Below are 16,494 nucleotides of genomic sequence, written 5' to 3' on the forward strand. Positions count from 1 at the left end.
AAAGACTCCGCGCTCCACTGAGTTGCCCTAGTTTCGTCGGCAGCTTTTGGCCGACTCCGGCCTGACACGACAGGCTCAAAGCGGCCATGTGCTCAGCGAAATTTCCGCAGAGGACAGGCCAGCCATTAGTCCCGGTAAAGCTGCTAGTTACACAGGGCTGGCTCTAAGGTGCTCTGCATTAGCATCTCTGATAACAAGTGGTGAGTCGGCAGACCTCAGCCATGCGTCTAAGGTGTCAATTTGCACAAAGTACGTGGGCACCTCATACGGGGGGAACCGTAACCAAAAGTGCATGTCCTTCGACACGTAAAGCTCCGTTATTAAGAGCGGTTTCTCTGCGGGTTCTGGCCACCCAAGCAAGTTTCGCAAAGTGTCTGTATTTTGAGCTAAGAAGTTGCGCCTCCTTTCAACTTTTCCCAGCTGGCCGGAATCGCCTCCCCGCCCGAAAATCCGATCCCGAAGTCGACGTGTGTCCTTCAGGCAAAAGGCGGGCTGATTGTATTTACACTCAGCGGTCAGCCAATGGTTTTCCTCCGGCAGGTAAGCCAGTACATCGAAATCACCCACGTCCGGAAATTGCTGTTTTGGAAAGCGGCGCTTGAAGTCTATGCCTTTAATGACATAGGGGATGAGGCGAGAACAAACTTGGTATGCGCGGTCTTCCAGTCCGCCTTCCAACTCCTTCTTAAGCTGAGCTACGGCGGAATTTACTGCTGGCCAGGGGTAGTCAGCAGGCAGATAACCCGCTGAAATTGATCCAGTCCAGATGCGTCTAGCCCTTTCCGCTGCTGCTGCCCCCCATAGCAATCGACCGCCTGATAACTCAATGAGCGGTCGCACTGTGTAACGACTGCCTCGCTTGGAGTGCTCCCAGACCGGGACATCGTCTTCAGTGACATCCCTGCCTAACAAGCGCCAGGCCTGCTCGGGCGTAAGCAGGAGAAACTCTATTACCTCTTTTGCTGCGTCTATAGACATTTCTGGGTAAGCGTTCACTATCCGCTCTGCCATAAGTTGCCTGTTGGAGACGTAGCTGCAGGCGAGCTCTTGTTCGCCGCCGGCCGATACCCACTGGATGAGTGTGGAAAGTACCTGCAACATATGTGAGTAAGAGAACCGTAGGTCTTTCAGGAACGCGGTATCTAAGAGCTCAATATATGCTTGTACTGAGAGCTCCGTCGTGACCTTGTCTTCCTCCGTCACGTTGATACCCAATCGCAGGGCCGCCATCTCTCGCCCATACAAGTCTTCCTGCGAATTACGCACTTCTGAGTAAAAGACCTCCGGAACGTACTGGTCGTCTACCCGAAGGCCGCCCACCTCAATACCGTGATGTAGTACATCGCTGGCGCCATATAGAACAAAGAGCCAGTCGACCATAGCCAGAATAGAAAGGACCGCTTCAGCTTGTGCCGGCGATTTTTGACGCGAGGTCAAAACCAATGCACTCTCGAGCAGGTAGCGGTAGTTTCTACTCTCACGGACAAATTTCCCATGGGCCTCGGCTAGAGTTTCCTCTCGGTTGAAATCAACCTCATGGCGAAGACTTTGCGTAATTCTAAGTTCGTCGCGGTCATATGAAGCGATCAAAGCGTCGTGTTGCTCAACGCAATATTGCAGCAGGCTTTCGCGATCTAGTGCGCGAATGCGCTGGTGCACTGCATCTCGGTATGCCGCACGGGCCGGGTTGATCAGCGCCTTGGCGTCATCAAGCTCGTACATACCGGGGGCCACGCCTTGCGCTTTAAGCTGGATGGCTAGATCGCGTCGGGCCACTTTGTAGTCCTCAGCTCTCGGCACCTGTGACAGAGTAAAGTCCGGTACGTCCACTGTGCGCTGCATGTGATTGAGGGTAAAGCGTGGTCGGCGAGTACCTGTGTCCGTCAGGGCTTGACGCAGCTCGAACGGCATTGCGCTCCCCAGCACGGAGAACAGGTGGTCAACGATCACCAATGCACAGTCAGCTTCGAAACGTGCATTTTCGGCATCCTCCAAATCTTGCACGAGTTTAGCCAAGTTGACGGTGAGTCGGGCTTGGTAACTGTGGGCGTCCGGGTTAGGCATATCTGCCCAACCTGGGATGAGAGGCATAGTCGCTGACTGCCTAATCTGTTCTTCCCCTGCGGACGCCAGTAGGTGATCTGCACTGAAGCAATGCAGATTGATACGACTGAAGGGAAGCTGTAGGGACGGTGCGATAATCGATGCTCGCTCGCCGATGCTATCCGCAGCACAGTGCACAAAGAGCTCAAGTAACGAGCCATCTTGCGGCGCCAAACCAACTGCCTGTGCATCAAGGATAAAGTTCAAGGTAGTTGCACCTATCACCGACGACCACGCAAGTTTTGGAGCATTTTTGGCAATGACACATGTCAACGAACTTATGCCCTTGCGTTCACGTACCTCCCAGACACTGTCCTCGTCCGGAAAGATGAGCGGCGCATGTTTCCAAAATTCTTTGAGTTGCCTGTAGCGCCAAGACGCTCCCCAGTGGGGATCCAAGCTCAGAAAGTTAGGGGTCAACGCTCCTTCAATGATCTGCGCATGGACGTCTCGGAATGACCCAAACAGATCGCCCAAATCGCTGAATGAGCCGCCACCAAATTCTTCTAGGCCATCCACGTACGTCCAGAACCGTGCCAGCTCTTCCACCGATACAATCGAATCAAAAATCGTACATGCATCTACTAGAGGCATCAGGCGAGCGTCAGGGCTCGGCTGCTTGGCCATAGAAAATTCAGTAGAAACAGAAGCATTCACCAATAGGATATGCACCGCCCGGGGCCCGGGGACCTGGCCGTTGGCATCCCGGAGCTGGAACCCTTCGGAGGTGCCTGCGAGCTGGAGACCCCAGTCCTTGTTTCGCATGATACGGCGCATAGCGGTCACAGCTTTGCCGGCCAATGCTAGTTGGTCGGGTGGTACGGGGACCACCAAGAAGTTGTGTGAACCGTCGAAGAGGGCGGCGGCAATGGGGAGCGGCGCACGCTCACTGCCCGAGCGTAGTAGCAGTGGCCCGGTCAAGCAGGAATGACTCTGGATTCGCTTTGCCACGTAACTGCTCAGGCGCGTAGCAACTCGGGCAGGGGCGTCCTGCGCAGATTTGGCCCAAGAGTCGATTACAACAGTCACTGGGTTCCGTAGCGAAACGGCAAAGAGCACTCCATGGATCCTAGCCGCAAGCCAAGGCACTGCCTTGCCTGTTATCACTGCTTCGCTGAAGCTACTTGCATCATGCCAAGAGGTAGGGTGTCCCAGCTCTACGACGTAGGGATCTCGAAGCTTCTCAACCCCTGGCAACTGTTTTAATGCCAGCGAGAGAACCTCCCAAAAAGGCGTTGGTGGCACCTCGACATGCCCAGGAGTTGTTTGGTCTTGATCTACGCCATTATTAGGAACTATGCGAAGAAGTTCGCCCTGCAGTCGGATTGCATTCTCCAGATCGCACGTGGCCTGGGTGCCATCCGCGTGGCAGATACGGAATGCTTCAATATGATCGACAATGCGTTGTACGGGGCCGCCATGCAGAATGGCAACCGGCTCTTGCCCGAGAAGAACCTTCACCTCGCCCCAGTCTAACTCCGGCACGTAATCCTCCAGCATGTGGAAATCTGGCAAGGCCTCGATTAGTGCGCTGCAGAAATCTGAGAACTCCTCGTAAGTGGTCATGCGGGCAGGGGCGAAACTATCAGCCGGTGTCGACACCAACAGGCTGAAGGCGAGTTGATGCTTCACTTGGCTAGCACGATTTGGTTGCCAGAGATCCAAGATGTTGACGGCAGTGAGCGCGTCACCTGGACGGAAGCGGGTGAGAACCTCACGGACCCGGCTGCAGGATACTTGGAAGGCTTGGTCAAATATCTTCCGCCGTTCGTCTATAACACGCTGCATTTCAGTTGACAGGTGTGGTTTTTTAGCCGGTGTGCGAGCTGACTTCTTGCACTTTTTCTTTTTCAATTCCCTTATCCCGATACCCAATCTGGCTTGACGAGATCACAGTGCAGACCGCAGCCGCAGGAGATCACCCAGACTCAGATGTGTAATTTACGTCTTTGGTTGAGACTGCCTGCTCGGATACGGATGAGTTTCAACCAGCGTCCAGTTTTCGTGACCACAGCACTTAGAGATCCAGCCGGCCAACAGGCATAAACATCGACAATGGACCGATGATTGAACCGTCACGCAGCATGCTAATTCCGCTGTAGATATCTCTGACGAGCTCAACCTCAGGCAGGCCGTCTATCAGCCTCCTTTCACCGCGGGCCACGCGCACTAGATGTTTGAAGACTGAATACTCAATACCCACAAATGTCCCGGAGTGAACACCTAACCTGAAGGGATCCCAACTGCGATGCTTAATCTGGTTGCTTACGAGGTCAATTAATGGCTCGTTGGTTTCTTTTGCATAGTAGCCGCCTACAAAATGCATTTCTTGGCCTTCAAAGGCTAACCTCCAAAGAGTCACCGGGATGATGCTCTGCCGCTCCAAGCGCAATGATCGACGTATGGCAAAAGCTAAGTGCGGCTGGTCAAGCTTCATCAGCGCATCGCTGTAGTGGCTGGCGATGACTTGCTCGGACAGAAGGAGCGCCGTGAGTCCCGAGATCGGTTCCCGACCCTCTGTGCTCGGATCCTCCGCATACAGCTTGCTGTGAACATTGGGTTTAGATTCGGTCGCAAACCTGGTCGCGACGATATGGCCTTTCACCCTCACAGCATTACCGTTGGCATCAAGCACCCGAACCCGCTTGAACTGCTCTCGCCAACGCTTAAATTCCTCCGTGTCGAAGCCTACTGAGGAGTAGCGTCCTTTCGCCTCAGCAAGCACAACAGAGCCCGCTCCATCACTACATAGGTAGTCGGGAATGTCCCCTGGTGCAGCACGCTCTACAGTGAATCCCTGCAGGTTCTTACTAGGGTCATCAATCAATCTATCCAAATGCGCGAAGTACTTAATCCCCACATGCTCGTGCAGAAACCAACGACAGAATGCTTGCCCCATCTCGCTGGATTTGCTCCTCCTGGCATTGGTTGAAGCACCCACACCATCACCTTGAAAGCGAAGCTCGTCATCCGGCATCAAGAACCTCGTGTGCTCAAAATGAGCTGGATCTGGAGATGGGGGTTGAGTGCCGTAGGTATCGAGATAGAAGTGGTGATACAGGCCAGCAAGGTCCAGATCGATGATATTTTTGGCCTTGTCTTCGGTCGCTCCCTGAAGTGTAGGAGGGATCGGCTCGTATTTGCGGAGTGCTAGCTGCAGCTTTTTCTTCATGAAACCTTCTCGCATCAACCTTCATTCTCTAGCGCGTTCAGATTGGCGCTAGACGACTGCCCACCCGGCAGAAGCACTGTCAAAAAACACAACCTCAATTTCTTCACCCAAGTGCTCTCTCAGAGTACGGAACGCATCTTCACAGAACTGTTGGTTGCGCTGGTAGACCGAACACGCAACCCGAGCCACATTCGATTTCGAAAGCCGCTGGAGTAGATGTGCCTCCTGTGCCCCCATTCCCCAGCCGAGGATGGCGAGAGCTCCCTCTAACGACGGGATAACCTCCCGGTAAACCGTGGATAGGTAGTAGCTGTTCTGGATCGCCGAGAGCTTCTGAGCCGAAGTACCTTCGCTGACAAACAAGGGAATGAAATTGCCAGAGCTCCAAGCATGGAGAATTGCCCCAAGAAGTCCGGCACCCCGATCATGAATCTTGCCCTCTCTGTCCAACACGTCTCGATACAGAGCCAAGTTACCGTGGGGGTAAAAGACCAGCGTATTTGCCCGCTCCCCAGCATTCCTTCTAAAGCGCCCCCAGTCATCGTCGAAGCTTCCATCCAAGAAGCAGTCCTTGAACCTATGTTGATCCTGCACGTCTAGCCCGTAGGTCATTGTCCAGTACACAAGCAGGTCGTAGTTCAGAGAAAGGACCGTTCTGAACTGCTTCAGGAAGCGGTACATACTTGGAAGGCGAGCAGCTACATTGGCGTGAGCAGGATGCACAGCACGCACGGTTTCAATGAGCGCGTGGCGAATTTCTTGGTACACCTGACGTGTGACGCCATCAGGAATCTGAAGCGCAGAATTGACCATGGTTGCATGCCAAACCAGGCGCAGCGCCAACTCAAAGTCATTTGTATCGAATGACCTGAAAAGGTCTTCTACCTGGGCCGTAAGCAAGCCTCGCCGACGAGCTTCCTGCAGGAGGGCGTCATAGCCAAAGTTTCTATCGACCGCGATGCTTGCCCCGTTGCCGACCAGAACGGTACCCCGCTCGAAGTCACCGGCGATCTCTTCCCAATCACGAATCTCGTAAGGCATAGATCTATCCCTGGCATCCAGTCATTTGAGCCCTGACTTCAAGGCCGATCCTCAAGCACAGCTTTAGCACGTACCCGCATATGCATAAATAGCACCTTGCCAGTACATGATTCGACTGGGCCGTACATAGCACCGTGCTTGGCCATGTGTGAATTATCTAGAATTATCTCTGCATAGATAATTGATCATTTTTTGCTCAACGGCTGCATTGCCCTCATGGGAGAGATGATTCATACCTCACGGAAGAAGTCGCCTGCAAAGGCGGCTTCTCCAGTTATCACCCCATATCATCAGGGTGCTGCTTACTCAGAAAATGAAGGCTCCTTGATCCTGGAACCCTATGGTTGGCGAAATTGCCCGGGCGATTCGCCCCTGTACCGTCCGGCGAACGGCTAGATCGATACCCCCACGGTGGTCGTTCATGATCCAGGTGCCGTTCGCCCGTTCAAGCCAACCAATTGCAGTCGCCTCACCAGACTCAAACCCACCCGAATAGCGAATACGATCATCCTTTGGCCAGCATGCGACTTTGACGGTGAGCTCACCCATCCCGTTATCGTCCACCCAGGCCAGCGTCGGTACCCCCTCCGGCATCCATACATGGAAAAAGGTACCGGTCTTGGATCGGCCGGTTCGATTGTCGATGTCAGCGCCTGGCCAGAAGTTCTCCTTAGCGCCTAACCCGAACAGGCGTTGAGTGAGTCCGGAAATAATCGCTGCGGTTAACAGATTTCGCGCACACATTGCACGTTCTGAACGGTACATCGTGCCGATCCATTTCTGCTTTGCAAAGCGAGAAAAGCCAGGCCACTCTCCGGTGTCCTCGTAGTCAAATTGGCGTAGTCGCTCTAGGAACTTCCCATCGTGAAATTCAAGCGCCGGAAAGGACGCGGGATCCTTTCCTGGCTCCCAGAGTGATGCCCGAAGAGCTGCATTGGTTCTAAAGCCAGCAGAGGACGCGAGGGCTTCGGTGAGGTGCGACGACGATATATGGGGAAGAACAGTAGACAGGCGGGTTTTTACAGTACGGAGCGCGTTAGCGCACGGAGGCACGAAGAGCATAGAGCCTTCTCCCAATAAACGGGTCATGGCCACCGATTACACTTCGACCCTGATGGGGAAGACGTAAGGGTATTACCGCAGCTTCGTTTCACCCGGTGGCAGGTGTGGTTGAGCCGACCTGCGAAAAGGATATTGCGACCTTTGGGTGTGAGCAAGCCTCATGATCATCCGAGCTGTACTGAGCGTGAAGAGGGCTGCCGGTCTTTTTTAGCCCGGACGGAGCTCAAGACGGCTGGCCAAAGATCGCAGTGACGCAGTGGGATGCTGCGTTAACCTTTGTTGGCGACATCGTTATACATCGGCAATATCCTGCGTAGCTTTGGGGCCAAGCAGCTATTTGGGCTTCGATGTGGTTTGCTTCAGGCGTGATAACGTCACAATAATTTTTTGACAGTAAAGGACTGATGTCGTGACCGACTCAAAGAAGTTGCGTAGCGCTGGGGATTTTCCGAACAAATCGGTCGTGGAGTACGCGACGGTTCGAGTCGAGATACCCCACCGTCTTATCCCGTCGAATCTTAGTAATCCCCACTATAGAGATGAGGACATCGTTGCCGGGCTCTATGCGAGCCCTACCGGTCGCCTCTCGTACAAGGCGCTCTACCTGGATAGCGTCGAGCTAGCTGAGCGATTTGTAGCTTACCTCCGGCAGCTCTTTCAGAACCGTCCCTATGCCAATGACTTCGCCCTCAAGATTGAAGTAATTACAACCACCCAGAAGGTCACTGCAACCAAAGGTAGGGCCAAGCATTCTGCCGCAGTAGCTGAAACGCTCCAGAACACTCAGTTCTGACGAAGTCGCCTGAACCAACGCATAGATCGTATGGAGCGCCGTCGAGCCAGGGGGCAAGCTAGGTAAACGGAGGGCCGCTATTTATGAGCCCTCCCAAGCTTTTCCTTAAGTGCTCAATGTAGGATTGAAGGCCAGCCTGCACGCTGTCTTTGGAAGCTGGGGCGGATACGCCGAACGCATTTGTGAGGGCCTTATCTACGCCGGCGTTGGCTCTAACCATGTGTTGGATGGCCGGTAGATCTAGGTGGGCAAATCCTTGGATCAGCGCTTCCAGAGTGATCAGCTTGTTGGTCAGCCAGGAGGTAAGCTGCATGGGATCCTGGGCTAGTAGGCTGGATAGCGCGCGCTTATCCCCTGTTAGTACCCTGCCGTTGTCATCGCCTGCCGCTGCAGCGAAAAGGAGTGCCTCTCCAGCATCGATTCCTGGCGCAGCGTTGAAGATCTCTAACGTATTGAGGTCAACCACGCTAGGCGACAACTTCGTAGCGCTATCAAGAAAATGCTCAACCTGAAGAGCCACTTCCTCGCTTCCACAGAGTTCCAAGCGACTGCGCCTAGGTAGGAGCTTGTATTTGGCAGAGTCCAGAACAATTAATTGGACGTGCTCGCTCTGGTCGCTAAATAGCTCGGGCAGGCGCTCGAGGATCCCGTACTGGGCAAGCTTCAAAATCACGTCGTTGTCTACGAAGAGATTAAGCGCCATACGAGCCCCTATTTGGCCGGTGCCACGCGGCTTAGCAGTCCTAGGGTGTCATCGGGGAGGGCTCTATGCTCAATGCATCTCCATAGCAAGTCGTTGATGACTATACCCGCCGGGGGCTTTCCCTCCTGCAGCATGTTTGTGGCTGCCATTCCCAAGGGCCAAGCATCGTTGTGCTTAGCGAAGTTGAGGACTACGTGGCCTGGGTCCACCTTATTCGCTTTGCCATAATCCATAGCGGCCAGCGCTAGGCCCCGTGCGGACATGCTGCTTGTTCCAGAGGTATAGGTCGCGTTTTCCCTGCCGTTGAGCAGGGTGATGGCGAAGTGGTCAGCTGCTTGCTCATCTTCATCCGGATCATCGAGAGCATACGATTGCTCCCCGAGAGACTCATCAATGAGTATCTCGTCCGGCCCTATGTGTCCCAGAGCGCAATGACCAATCTCGTGGGCGATGATGAACAGCTGCCAAGCCCAAGATGTGCTCTTCTTGGACAGGATGATGACTGGTCGGCCATCTACGGCGGTGACCATGCCGTCCATCTTGGGAAGACCTTCCCCGACGTGATCCAAATAGATCACTGGTACGCCATGTCGCCAGCATGCTTGCAGCGCGTTACGCAGGCCGAGCCAATTACCGCCCTCAGTACCTAGGATTTCTGCTCGCAGCTCAAACGGATCAGTAGGGAACGGCTGATATTTGAAGGGGGTCGCGTAGGCAACCGATTCAGCTACGAACATGGCAAGTGATGTCGCAGCATTGAGGTTCTTGGATTTGTTAGGGATCGAGCGCTTGTACTTCGTATCTCGTCTGCGAAGCTCTTCAAGGCCTGGGTTATCAGCAAAGAGGGGGGCGACTCTCAGGCCCAGCCGCTTCGCCAAAATAGCCGCTACCTCAAGGGTTGCTCCTTCATCCTGGAGCACTTCGCTGGTTACCCAGTGAGGAAGAAGCGAATGCTGGAAATCTCGTGGATAGCCTGCTGACTCGAGCACTCCGAAAATACGGTCAATGTGCGTGTTCGGCATTTCGACCTCCTTCAGTGGTGGTCTCGGGCGTGTGCTGAGGTTGAGCGAGCCCTTTGAGGCTTCGAATAACCTTGATCAAGGCCCGCGCATGGGCTTCCGAGCCGTCCCAGATGTTCATTATTGCACCCTTTAGCTCGCCCTCCAATGAAGCCTCACGCAGCGGCTCCTGCAATTCATTAAGCTGGTAGAAGGCGCATAGCTTAATGAATTGGCCGCTAGCTCTTATCCTCGCGGTGCTTTGGTTGCGGAGACGCCAAATCGTGGGCTGAGAAACCCCGCTTAGCCGCGCTATTTCAGAATCGTTGCGGGAGTCCTGCCGTAAGGCAGTGGAAAGACGGGCATAAGACTCGTGGATATGATTTCTATTCATGATATTCAATATATGCTATTTTATTTAATAGATGAATAGAATTTGGTAGACTGTCTGCTACCAATCTTGGAAACCACTGCGATGATTCCCTCTACCTTCTGCTGGACCAAAATGGGTGTCGAATCAGGCGAGGCTCTCGACCTGATCATTCGCCGCAAGGAGTGGGAGCGTCAGTTGGGCGATGGGCTGTTTTTCTGGGGTATAGGCCAATCGCTAGGTGACAATGCTCGCGACGCAGCCGGGTCTATGGATGGCGAAATTCAGGTCTTGTTTTCTCCCATGCCTAGTAAGGCGAAGGCCATCGATGTGACGCCGGGTGATGTGTTGGTCTGGAATAGCTGGGTCGATGAGCGAGGTAATACCCAGCCATTGCCGAAGCATGTGTTGATCACCAGTCGAGCTGATTTGCCTTCTGGTCGGCGAAAATCCAGCCATTACGCACTGGTGTGCCGATCCGTCGACAGTTTGGGCGGGGGGACGGAAATGCAGGTCACGGCCGCATTCCTGAGGAACTTCTCAAGTGACAAGCCGCTGGGGGCGTCTCAGGTGACAGCGGTAGTGCGAAACGCTGAGTATGCGGTCAGCGGGAACGTTGCTAAGAAGTATCCGGTGAGTTTTACCGCCAACATGGCTGCACCCTATTCGGTACAGCTTTCTGATCCAGCCCTGCTTACCCAATGCGATGTTGAGGCCATCGTTGAGGTCTCATCCTACGGAACCGTGGAGGATTGGAATAGGCTTGTAACCAAGCTGCGCAGTAAGCGTAGCTCGGAGAGTCGAAGCCCCATTACTTTCGATCTTTTCTGCGCTGACCAAAGCTTAAGCGCTGCTATTTGAGCTCGGGTATGCGAGTGACCTTCAGAAAGTTGCTCAACACCTCTGCTCGTGATTTTGAGGCATCCAGAAAGTACAGAGATGCTCCGGTCTCAATGGCGTAGATCGAGGCGACCTGACTCTGTAGATCAACGTGCCGTTCAAGCTCTGATTTCGGTGGTAATGGGCGGCCAGCAGGGTCAGCCTTGATGCGTGAGGCCAGAGTTTCGGCATCAGCATAAAGGCAAACAATCACATCAGGAGCTAGCTGTTGGAGCATCTCTTTGGTGAAGGGGGTAACCCTAAAGCCGAAGGATTCGATCGTGACGGGGTGCGAATCGATGACCAGGTAGCCATCGGCTTGTTTGAGACGCCTTGCTTCCTGAATAAGCTCGACATCTACCACTTCAACGTCTTCTCGAGTTATCAGCTTGGCTGACTGCTCCCTCATATCGTTTTGGGTTACCGGGCCGACTCGTGTTGAGGTAACCCGGGCGAGCTCCTTGCTGTACGTGAAAACAGTTACCTGCGAAGCCCGCATAATCAGGTCTGCAGTTAGCGTGGATTTCCCTGTGGCCGGGGCCCCAGTCAGGTAGATGATTTTTCCCAACGCTCGACCCTCTGTCAGTTCCTTAAGAAGACGGCATACGGTGGCTTCACCCTGGCAATGAGCCCTATTTGCTTGGTGATGCGCTGCTCTGGGGGGGGAGGAATATGGGGCTCATGGAAAATCAGACAGCCCTTATCGTTCTGACCTTTCAGGTAGTCAGAAGCAGCTTTGCCCCGGGATTGTCCGAGCCCGACCTCAAACTCGTTGAGGTTTACCTCAAACTCATCAATCAACAGCTCATCGAGGACTAGGGCATAGCGTGAGCCGCGGACTTCAATACCCTTTGGAACCGCAAGCCAGTCGACGCCATCTTCCGAATACTCAGCAGCGGCCACTGGCGGGGCTGTATGCTTCGAGTTCATCTCGTGCATGATGATTAGGAGGTGCTTCCCTGCTTCCTCCATCGTCCTGCCGAATGGTTGCACCATCGTTTTGGGGTGGCAGGAGCTCCCGCCATATCCCCAGAAGATTGACCCGGCCTGCTCGTACTCTCGCTGCTTCCTCTTAACGATATCTTCAAGAGTCTCCGAGGCATGGAGGCCTACCTTCATGAAAATCACACCCTGTCCATCAGTGAGCGGGTTAGGCATCTGGAGTCTCCAGGTAATGTTCAAGTGAATAGCGCTGTTCTGCCTCCCGGTTGACATTGAGGTCTGGCTTCTCCCTCACGTACTTGTAGGTCAGCGGATTGTTCTTTCCATAGAAATTGCGCAGGCGATCGCTCGAAAGCTTTTCGGAGGACTTCTCCATCAGGTCTGGTTGTACCCTGCGAAATAGGCACGAGCACGAGCGCAAATCAGGGGCATCATCCAGGTGATAAAGATGCAGTTGGGGCAGCAGCTCGGAGACAACGTAGCCAAGGTCGATTGCTCGTTTCTGAGTGTCGCGGAGCACCTCTTGAGTCCAAGCAAGGTCGGGATCATCCGCGATCACTACAATTCCCAAGCCCTTGTCATGGGTGGCCTGGCTGCCACGCTCCAGAAATGCGGTGACGCTCTGACCGGCATTGCTCGCACCCCATGGAGGGTTTATGTGGAAGCCGTCGTAGGCTCCAAAATGCTCGGTGGGAAGCGGATCGGCTACGTTGTAGAGGTGAGCAGTGATAGCCACTTTCGGAGCCAGCTTTTCGCCGAACCGAAGAACTGAGTTAACGATGCGTTCATCAAAGTCCAATAGCGTAATCGACGAGGGGCCATAGTCGATCACACCTTGTGCCTTGAGGTGGGCGGCTGAAAGGGCGATGCCGTCGCCGTCTCCCACGAAAACGACCTTCTTGTTGTTGAAAACACGAGCGACGTACTCGGCCTGGACGACCATGTCAGCTACTTTCATGTAGATCTGATCGAACTCCCGTAGCGGGGCGGGGCGATTCATGACCACATCAGAAATGCTATTAATTGCGCTCCTCAGATCAAACTTCACTATTAACATCCTTGTGTAGATGAGTTCAGTTGTCGCAGTTGGTGCTCCACCCAAGGATAGCCCAGCGTCCAGCCCGATGGGCGTTTTGATGGGGATAGGATCATGCTACCTTCGATGTGCGGCCCATGAGCTTCCTCTCCCGGGCGTTTATACCGGTGATGAAACATGGTACGAGGAGGCCCTTTTAGGGTGACCTCGCTTTGCCATAGCCGTCTCCTGATCGGAGAACGGCCCCTACTACGACCAACGCGGTACTGAGACCCGAGGAGCAGGTCACCTGTGGCAAGTGCCACAGAGCCTGCAGTAGCACCTGCTCTTGATGCCGAGTATCAAGGGTAACCTGAGTGGCCCCGGCTAGTCCTCTGATACCAATTAAGGCTCAGTTGGTGAGGTTAGGAGGCAAACCCATCTCAATAGGGGGGACGATGAGAGAGTCCAGCGAGGCAATGGTAGACGCCATGCTTGAACGACTAGCCCAAGAGGTGTTTGTAGACCACAAGCAGGCCTTTGACTGGATGGATCGGCCTAACATCGCTTTGGGGGGAGCAACCCCTAGGAGTATGAGTCGGACTGCGGCTGGATATCAAAGTGCCAAGCGAGTGCTGCATGCTATTGAGCATGGCGGAGTCGTGTAGATAGGTCAGCGGCTACAGCCTTTCAGGGCGCTCTTCTGGAAATCACGGCCCAAGGCGACCTGATATCACCTTACGAAAGGTACAAGTGTATCGAGCAGATTTAAACTTCAATCGGCGGTGTGAGGATCGCAGGATCCAACACAATTAGGATGGGGTATGTCACACCATACTGCGGTTCATTCCCGGCAACTGCCTGGTAACCGGACTTAATCGCGCCGTCTACGATATCTTCAATGCACTGCCGAGTGATCATCTTGTAGTGGTCAACCCATCCCGGACAGTAGGTTGAGTTTTTCTTCGGCCACGGCGGGCGGTAGCCCGCCGTTGTACTGATGCGACCTGATCCAGTTGTAGCGGTGCATAAGGTAATGACTGATGTCCCGTTGCGCCTCCTGCGCCGCCAGGTAGCCCGTCGACGGGATCCACTTCGACTTCAGGCTGCGGAACAGGCGCTCCATTGGCGAATTGTCCCAACAATTCCCCCGGCGGCTCATGCTCTGCTGCATCCGGTAGCGCCAGAGTCGTTGCCGGAACAGGCGACTGGCGTACTGGCTGCCCTGATCCGAATGAAACAGCACCTGCTGTGGCTTGCCGCGCTGCTCGTAGGCCATGTCCAGCGCCTTGATCACAAGGTCAGCATCTGGCTTGGCCGAGAACGCCCAGCCGATCACCCGCCGTGTATGCAGATCCAGCACCGCGGCCAGGTATCTCAGTCCGATGGAGTTTGAGCGGCGAAATGCGAGCAGTAGCTCTTAACTACCTGTCCACCAGTTCCGAGACAGACCAATATCGTTAGCGCTGATTACGGCACTCGCCGAGACCCCGGTAGCGAATACTTCGCAATTCTTCGCTTGTGTCTTCAAAAACCATGATCTGAGGTATCACACCGCAGTACTCAATTTTCGGGCTTTGGTAGATGACCTTGGCTACGTTCAGCTTCATGCCATAACGATAGTCTTGGATTTCCGGCACTGGTTTACCGGTACTGTCGGCGTACTTCTCAGCAATCGCGATGCTTTTCTGCTCGATCTGTCTGACCTTTTCATCGGGAAAGGACTGCGCGTAAGTACTGCATGCAGTGAGTAGAAGAGCGATAGAAAGGGAGCGTTTAAGCAGATTCATAAGTAGGCCCATTGGCTAATGTTTTCGACGCAAACATTAGCGATCCGGGCCTTACTTAGGCATTGCACCAAAATTACAATCGCGAAATGCCAGTAGCAGGCAGGTGAAAGCATCTTCACCTGCCTGCTACTGGCTCAGAAGGCGTATTGCAAACGCATGACTACCCCATCACCGCTGTCGTCGCCGACCGAGTTGCTGACCTTGTCGGTGCTGGACTTTACGTAATTGGCACTGACCTTCACGACGTCGTTGGCGTACCAGTTGACGCCCAGGGTGTGTGCCTTGCCAGCCGCGTCACCGACCTGCCGTGTCGCGCTACTACTGGTCACGTTGTCATCTTCTATGTTGATCGAGTCGAATCGGTAGAATAACTCCCATGCGCCTAACTGTTTGTTGGCAGGTTTGATGGTGTCGAACTTGGCTCCATCGAGTTTATAGAGGCGCGGCTCACCTGTGAGCGTATAGGCCATCTGCACATAGTAGCCCTTGGCGTCTATATCGCTGCTAGCCTGATCGGCCTTGAGTGTGCGGCTAAGGTATTCGCCCTGAATCGAAAAGGCATTCAGTGCCCATGCACCTTCTACGCCCCAAACGGCATCGTCTTCCCAGAGGTCGGCAGTGGCCGCGCTACCACCGAACAGCGCACGGTTGCCGTTGGCGCCGGCACTGTTGCCACCGTTGGTATCGACGCCGCGCATCCCCATACGCGAGCGAATGCGAGTATCCACTGCACTGCCACTGAGGTCGCGATAGGCGTACTGCAGGCCTACATGCAGAACGTTACCCGGTTGGTTCAACGGCGCAAAAACGCCGCGAGCGTTGTAGCGTTTGACGCTGTCGCCGTCGGTATCGTTATTGTTCTCGCTGAAAACGCTGCCTGACAGGAACACGCTGTCAGCGAGTACGCTGCTGGCCTGTACGCCCATGCCCGAGTTGTCATTTGTCCATTCGGCCAGGTCGTATGAAAGGTTGCGTTCCAGGGCTGTCGTCCATTTGGAACTGGTAGCCTTTTCCAAGCCGAAGTCGGTGTAGAAACGCCCGAGCTTGATGTTCAGGGGGCTGAAACCAGTGTAGGTCACGCTGGCTTCATCGAAATAACCTGCGCTGTCGTTACCGGTGTTTCGTGACAGGTCATAGTTGACCTGGTACTTCCAGTCTTTGTAAGCAGTGCCACCCAATTCCAGATAGGCGCGACGGAAGTATGCCGCATCGGCAGCGTTGCCATTACGGGTGTAGTAGTCGTCGAACATCGCATAGTCGGCCTGTAGACGCCCACCGATCTTGAAGCTGAATGCCTTGTCGGTCGTCGCGACCTCCAGGCCACCTTTGGTCTTGATAACGATGTCAGCACCATCGGTGGTGACCGTGCCGGCCATTACCGAGAAGGCCGGCAGGCTTAGCAGAATGCCGAGTGCTAGTGGGGAGAGTTGGGTGCTTTTGATCAACATGCATGGCTCCTTATCGCCGAGTGCTGGGTGTTGGCGACGCGATGCTTTGCAGTTCGGGTGACGGTTATTGGTCTGTTTTGTGACGTTTTGATTGCGGGGTGTAGGCTGGTTCTGCCAGCCCAGAGTTGGCGGGTGTTGGGGCTTTTCGGTAATCGTCCGTGGGTGGTTTCACTTCAAT

The 16,494-nt window shown here is 54.3% G+C and carries 15 protein-coding genes and 1 pseudogene; 4 read left to right on the forward strand and 12 right to left on the reverse strand.

The features are described 5' to 3' along the window. Positions 1 to 147: 147 nt before the first annotated feature. The 4 genes from GYB81_RS07425 to GYB81_RS07440 all read right to left on the reverse strand — a co-directional run bounded on the left by GYB81_RS07425 (position 148) and on the right by GYB81_RS07440 (position 7,405). Positions 148 to 3,957 (reverse strand): hypothetical protein, encoded by a 3,810-nt coding sequence (locus GYB81_RS07425; protein ID WP_161864278.1) that lies wholly within the window; start codon positions 3,955 to 3,957, stop codon positions 148 to 150. Positions 3,958 to 4,120: 163 nt separating this feature from the next. Next, on the reverse strand, positions 4,121 to 5,275 hold the full coding sequence (locus GYB81_RS07430; RefSeq protein ID WP_161864279.1) for a hypothetical protein: 1,155 nt from the start codon (positions 5,273 to 5,275) through the stop codon (positions 4,121 to 4,123). A 48-nt stretch (positions 5,276 to 5,323) separates the two neighbouring features. Beyond that, positions 5,324 to 6,316, reverse strand: a complete 993-nt coding sequence (locus GYB81_RS07435; protein WP_161864280.1) for a DUF4917 family protein — start codon at positions 6,314 to 6,316, stop codon at positions 5,324 to 5,326. A gap of 306 nt (positions 6,317 to 6,622) precedes the next feature. Further along, a complete protein-coding gene (locus tag GYB81_RS07440) occupies positions 6,623 to 7,405 on the reverse strand; it encodes a hypothetical protein (RefSeq protein ID WP_161897778.1) in 783 nt (260 codons plus the stop codon). A 382-nt stretch (positions 7,406 to 7,787) separates the two neighbouring features. On the opposite strand from GYB81_RS07440, the gene GYB81_RS07445 reads away from it, so the two are divergent. Next, positions 7,788 to 8,171, forward strand: a complete 384-nt coding sequence (locus GYB81_RS07445; RefSeq protein WP_233787498.1) for a hypothetical protein — start codon at positions 7,788 to 7,790, stop codon at positions 8,169 to 8,171. Positions 8,172 to 8,229: 58 nt separating this feature from the next. Here the strand turns inward: GYB81_RS07445 and GYB81_RS07450 are convergent, their stop codons facing one another. Beyond that, a complete protein-coding gene (locus GYB81_RS07450; RefSeq protein WP_096825039.1) occupies positions 8,230 to 8,874 on the reverse strand; it encodes a hypothetical protein in 645 nt (214 codons plus the stop codon). Between the two features lie 8 nt (positions 8,875 to 8,882). Continuing rightward, a complete protein-coding gene (locus GYB81_RS07455) occupies positions 8,883 to 9,896 on the reverse strand; it encodes a M78 family metallopeptidase domain-containing protein (protein WP_096825040.1) in 1,014 nt (337 codons plus the stop codon). A 203-nt stretch (positions 9,897 to 10,099) separates the two neighbouring features. Between GYB81_RS07455 and GYB81_RS25065 the strand changes: the two genes are divergently transcribed. Both GYB81_RS25065 and GYB81_RS07465 read left to right on the forward strand, forming a co-directional pair. Beyond that, positions 10,100 to 10,165: a GlyGly-CTERM sorting domain-containing protein gene (locus GYB81_RS25065; protein ID WP_124169872.1), complete on the forward strand. Its 66-nt coding sequence runs from the start codon at positions 10,100 to 10,102 to the stop codon at positions 10,163 to 10,165. Between the two features lie 182 nt (positions 10,166 to 10,347). Further along, positions 10,348 to 11,103, forward strand: coding sequence for a hypothetical protein (locus GYB81_RS07465; RefSeq protein ID WP_096825042.1), 756 nt, complete (start codon positions 10,348 to 10,350; stop codon positions 11,101 to 11,103). Here GYB81_RS07465 and GYB81_RS07470 read toward each other — a convergent pair. The 3 genes from GYB81_RS07470 to GYB81_RS07480 are packed head-to-tail and all read right to left on the reverse strand — an operon-like array spanning position 11,096 to position 13,120. Next, a complete protein-coding gene (locus tag GYB81_RS07470; RefSeq protein ID WP_157761642.1) occupies positions 11,096 to 11,689 on the reverse strand; it encodes an ATP-binding protein in 594 nt (197 codons plus the stop codon). The genes GYB81_RS07465 and GYB81_RS07470 overlap by 8 nt on opposite strands. 14 nt (positions 11,690 to 11,703) lie before the next feature. Then, entirely contained in the window at positions 11,704 to 12,279 is a 576-nt protein-coding gene (locus tag GYB81_RS07475) for a hypothetical protein (RefSeq protein WP_096825044.1), read from the reverse strand. Beyond that, entirely contained in the window at positions 12,272 to 13,120 is an 849-nt protein-coding gene (locus tag GYB81_RS07480) for a bis-aminopropyl spermidine synthase family protein (RefSeq protein ID WP_178101749.1), read from the reverse strand. The genes GYB81_RS07475 and GYB81_RS07480 overlap by 8 nt, the downstream gene beginning before the upstream one ends. A gap of 449 nt (positions 13,121 to 13,569) precedes the next feature. Here GYB81_RS07480 and GYB81_RS25070 point away from each other — a divergent pair, with 449 nt between their 5' ends. After that, a complete protein-coding gene (locus tag GYB81_RS25070) occupies positions 13,570 to 13,746 on the forward strand; it encodes an antitoxin Xre/MbcA/ParS toxin-binding domain-containing protein (protein ID WP_157761643.1) in 177 nt (58 codons plus the stop codon). A 263-nt stretch (positions 13,747 to 14,009) separates the two neighbouring features. Here the strand turns inward: GYB81_RS25070 and GYB81_RS07490 are convergent. The 3 genes and pseudogenes from GYB81_RS07490 to GYB81_RS07500 form a co-directional block, all read right to left on the reverse strand. Continuing rightward, positions 14,010 to 14,453, reverse strand: a pseudogene (locus GYB81_RS07490) (IS3 family transposase); the annotation flags it as partial. 85 nt (positions 14,454 to 14,538) lie between these two features. Continuing rightward, positions 14,539 to 14,868, reverse strand: coding sequence for a DUF2790 domain-containing protein (locus GYB81_RS07495; RefSeq protein ID WP_161864282.1), 330 nt, complete (start codon positions 14,866 to 14,868; stop codon positions 14,539 to 14,541). Between the two features lie 134 nt (positions 14,869 to 15,002). Next, positions 15,003 to 16,244: an OprO/OprP family phosphate-selective porin gene (locus GYB81_RS07500; protein WP_230090036.1), complete on the reverse strand. Its 1,242-nt coding sequence runs from the start codon at positions 16,242 to 16,244 to the stop codon at positions 15,003 to 15,005. Between the last annotated feature and the right edge of the window lie 250 nt (positions 16,245 to 16,494).

The sequence above is a fragment of the Pseudomonas yangonensis genome, assembly GCF_009932725.1.
GTDB classification, from domain to species: domain Bacteria; phylum Pseudomonadota; class Gammaproteobacteria; order Pseudomonadales; family Pseudomonadaceae; genus Aquipseudomonas; species Aquipseudomonas yangonensis.

What these genes read in the sequence shown, in the direction of transcription:
- GYB81_RS07430 (WP_161864279.1), bottom strand. Translation starts at nt 5,275, where the DNA reads ATGAAGAAAAAGCTGCAGCTAGCACTCCGCAAATACGAGCCGATCCCT.
- GYB81_RS07440 (WP_161897778.1), bottom strand. Translation starts at nt 7,405, where the DNA reads ATGACCCGTTTATTGGGAGAAGGCTCTATGCTCTTCGTGCCTCCGTGC.
- GYB81_RS07495 (WP_161864282.1), bottom strand. Translation starts at nt 14,868, where the DNA reads ATGAATCTGCTTAAACGCTCCCTTTCTATCGCTCTTCTACTCACTGCA.
- GYB81_RS07480 (WP_178101749.1), bottom strand. Translation starts at nt 13,120, where the DNA reads ATGTTAATAGTGAAGTTTGATCTGAGGAGCGCAATTAATAGCATTTCT.
- GYB81_RS25070 (WP_157761643.1), top strand. Translation starts at nt 13,570, where the DNA reads ATGCTTGAACGACTAGCCCAAGAGGTGTTTGTAGACCACAAGCAGGCC.
- GYB81_RS07450 (WP_096825039.1), bottom strand. Translation starts at nt 8,874, where the DNA reads ATGGCGCTTAATCTCTTCGTAGACAACGACGTGATTTTGAAGCTTGCC.
- GYB81_RS07465 (WP_096825042.1), top strand. Translation starts at nt 10,348, where the DNA reads ATGATTCCCTCTACCTTCTGCTGGACCAAAATGGGTGTCGAATCAGGC.
- GYB81_RS07455 (WP_096825040.1), bottom strand. Translation starts at nt 9,896, where the DNA reads ATGCCGAACACGCACATTGACCGTATTTTCGGAGTGCTCGAGTCAGCA.
- GYB81_RS07475 (WP_096825044.1), bottom strand. Translation starts at nt 12,279, where the DNA reads ATGCCTAACCCGCTCACTGATGGACAGGGTGTGATTTTCATGAAGGTA.
- GYB81_RS07435 (WP_161864280.1), bottom strand. Translation starts at nt 6,316, where the DNA reads ATGCCTTACGAGATTCGTGATTGGGAAGAGATCGCCGGTGACTTCGAG.
- GYB81_RS07500 (WP_230090036.1), bottom strand. Translation starts at nt 16,244, where the DNA reads ATGGCCGGCACGGTCACCACCGATGGTGCTGACATCGTTATCAAGACC.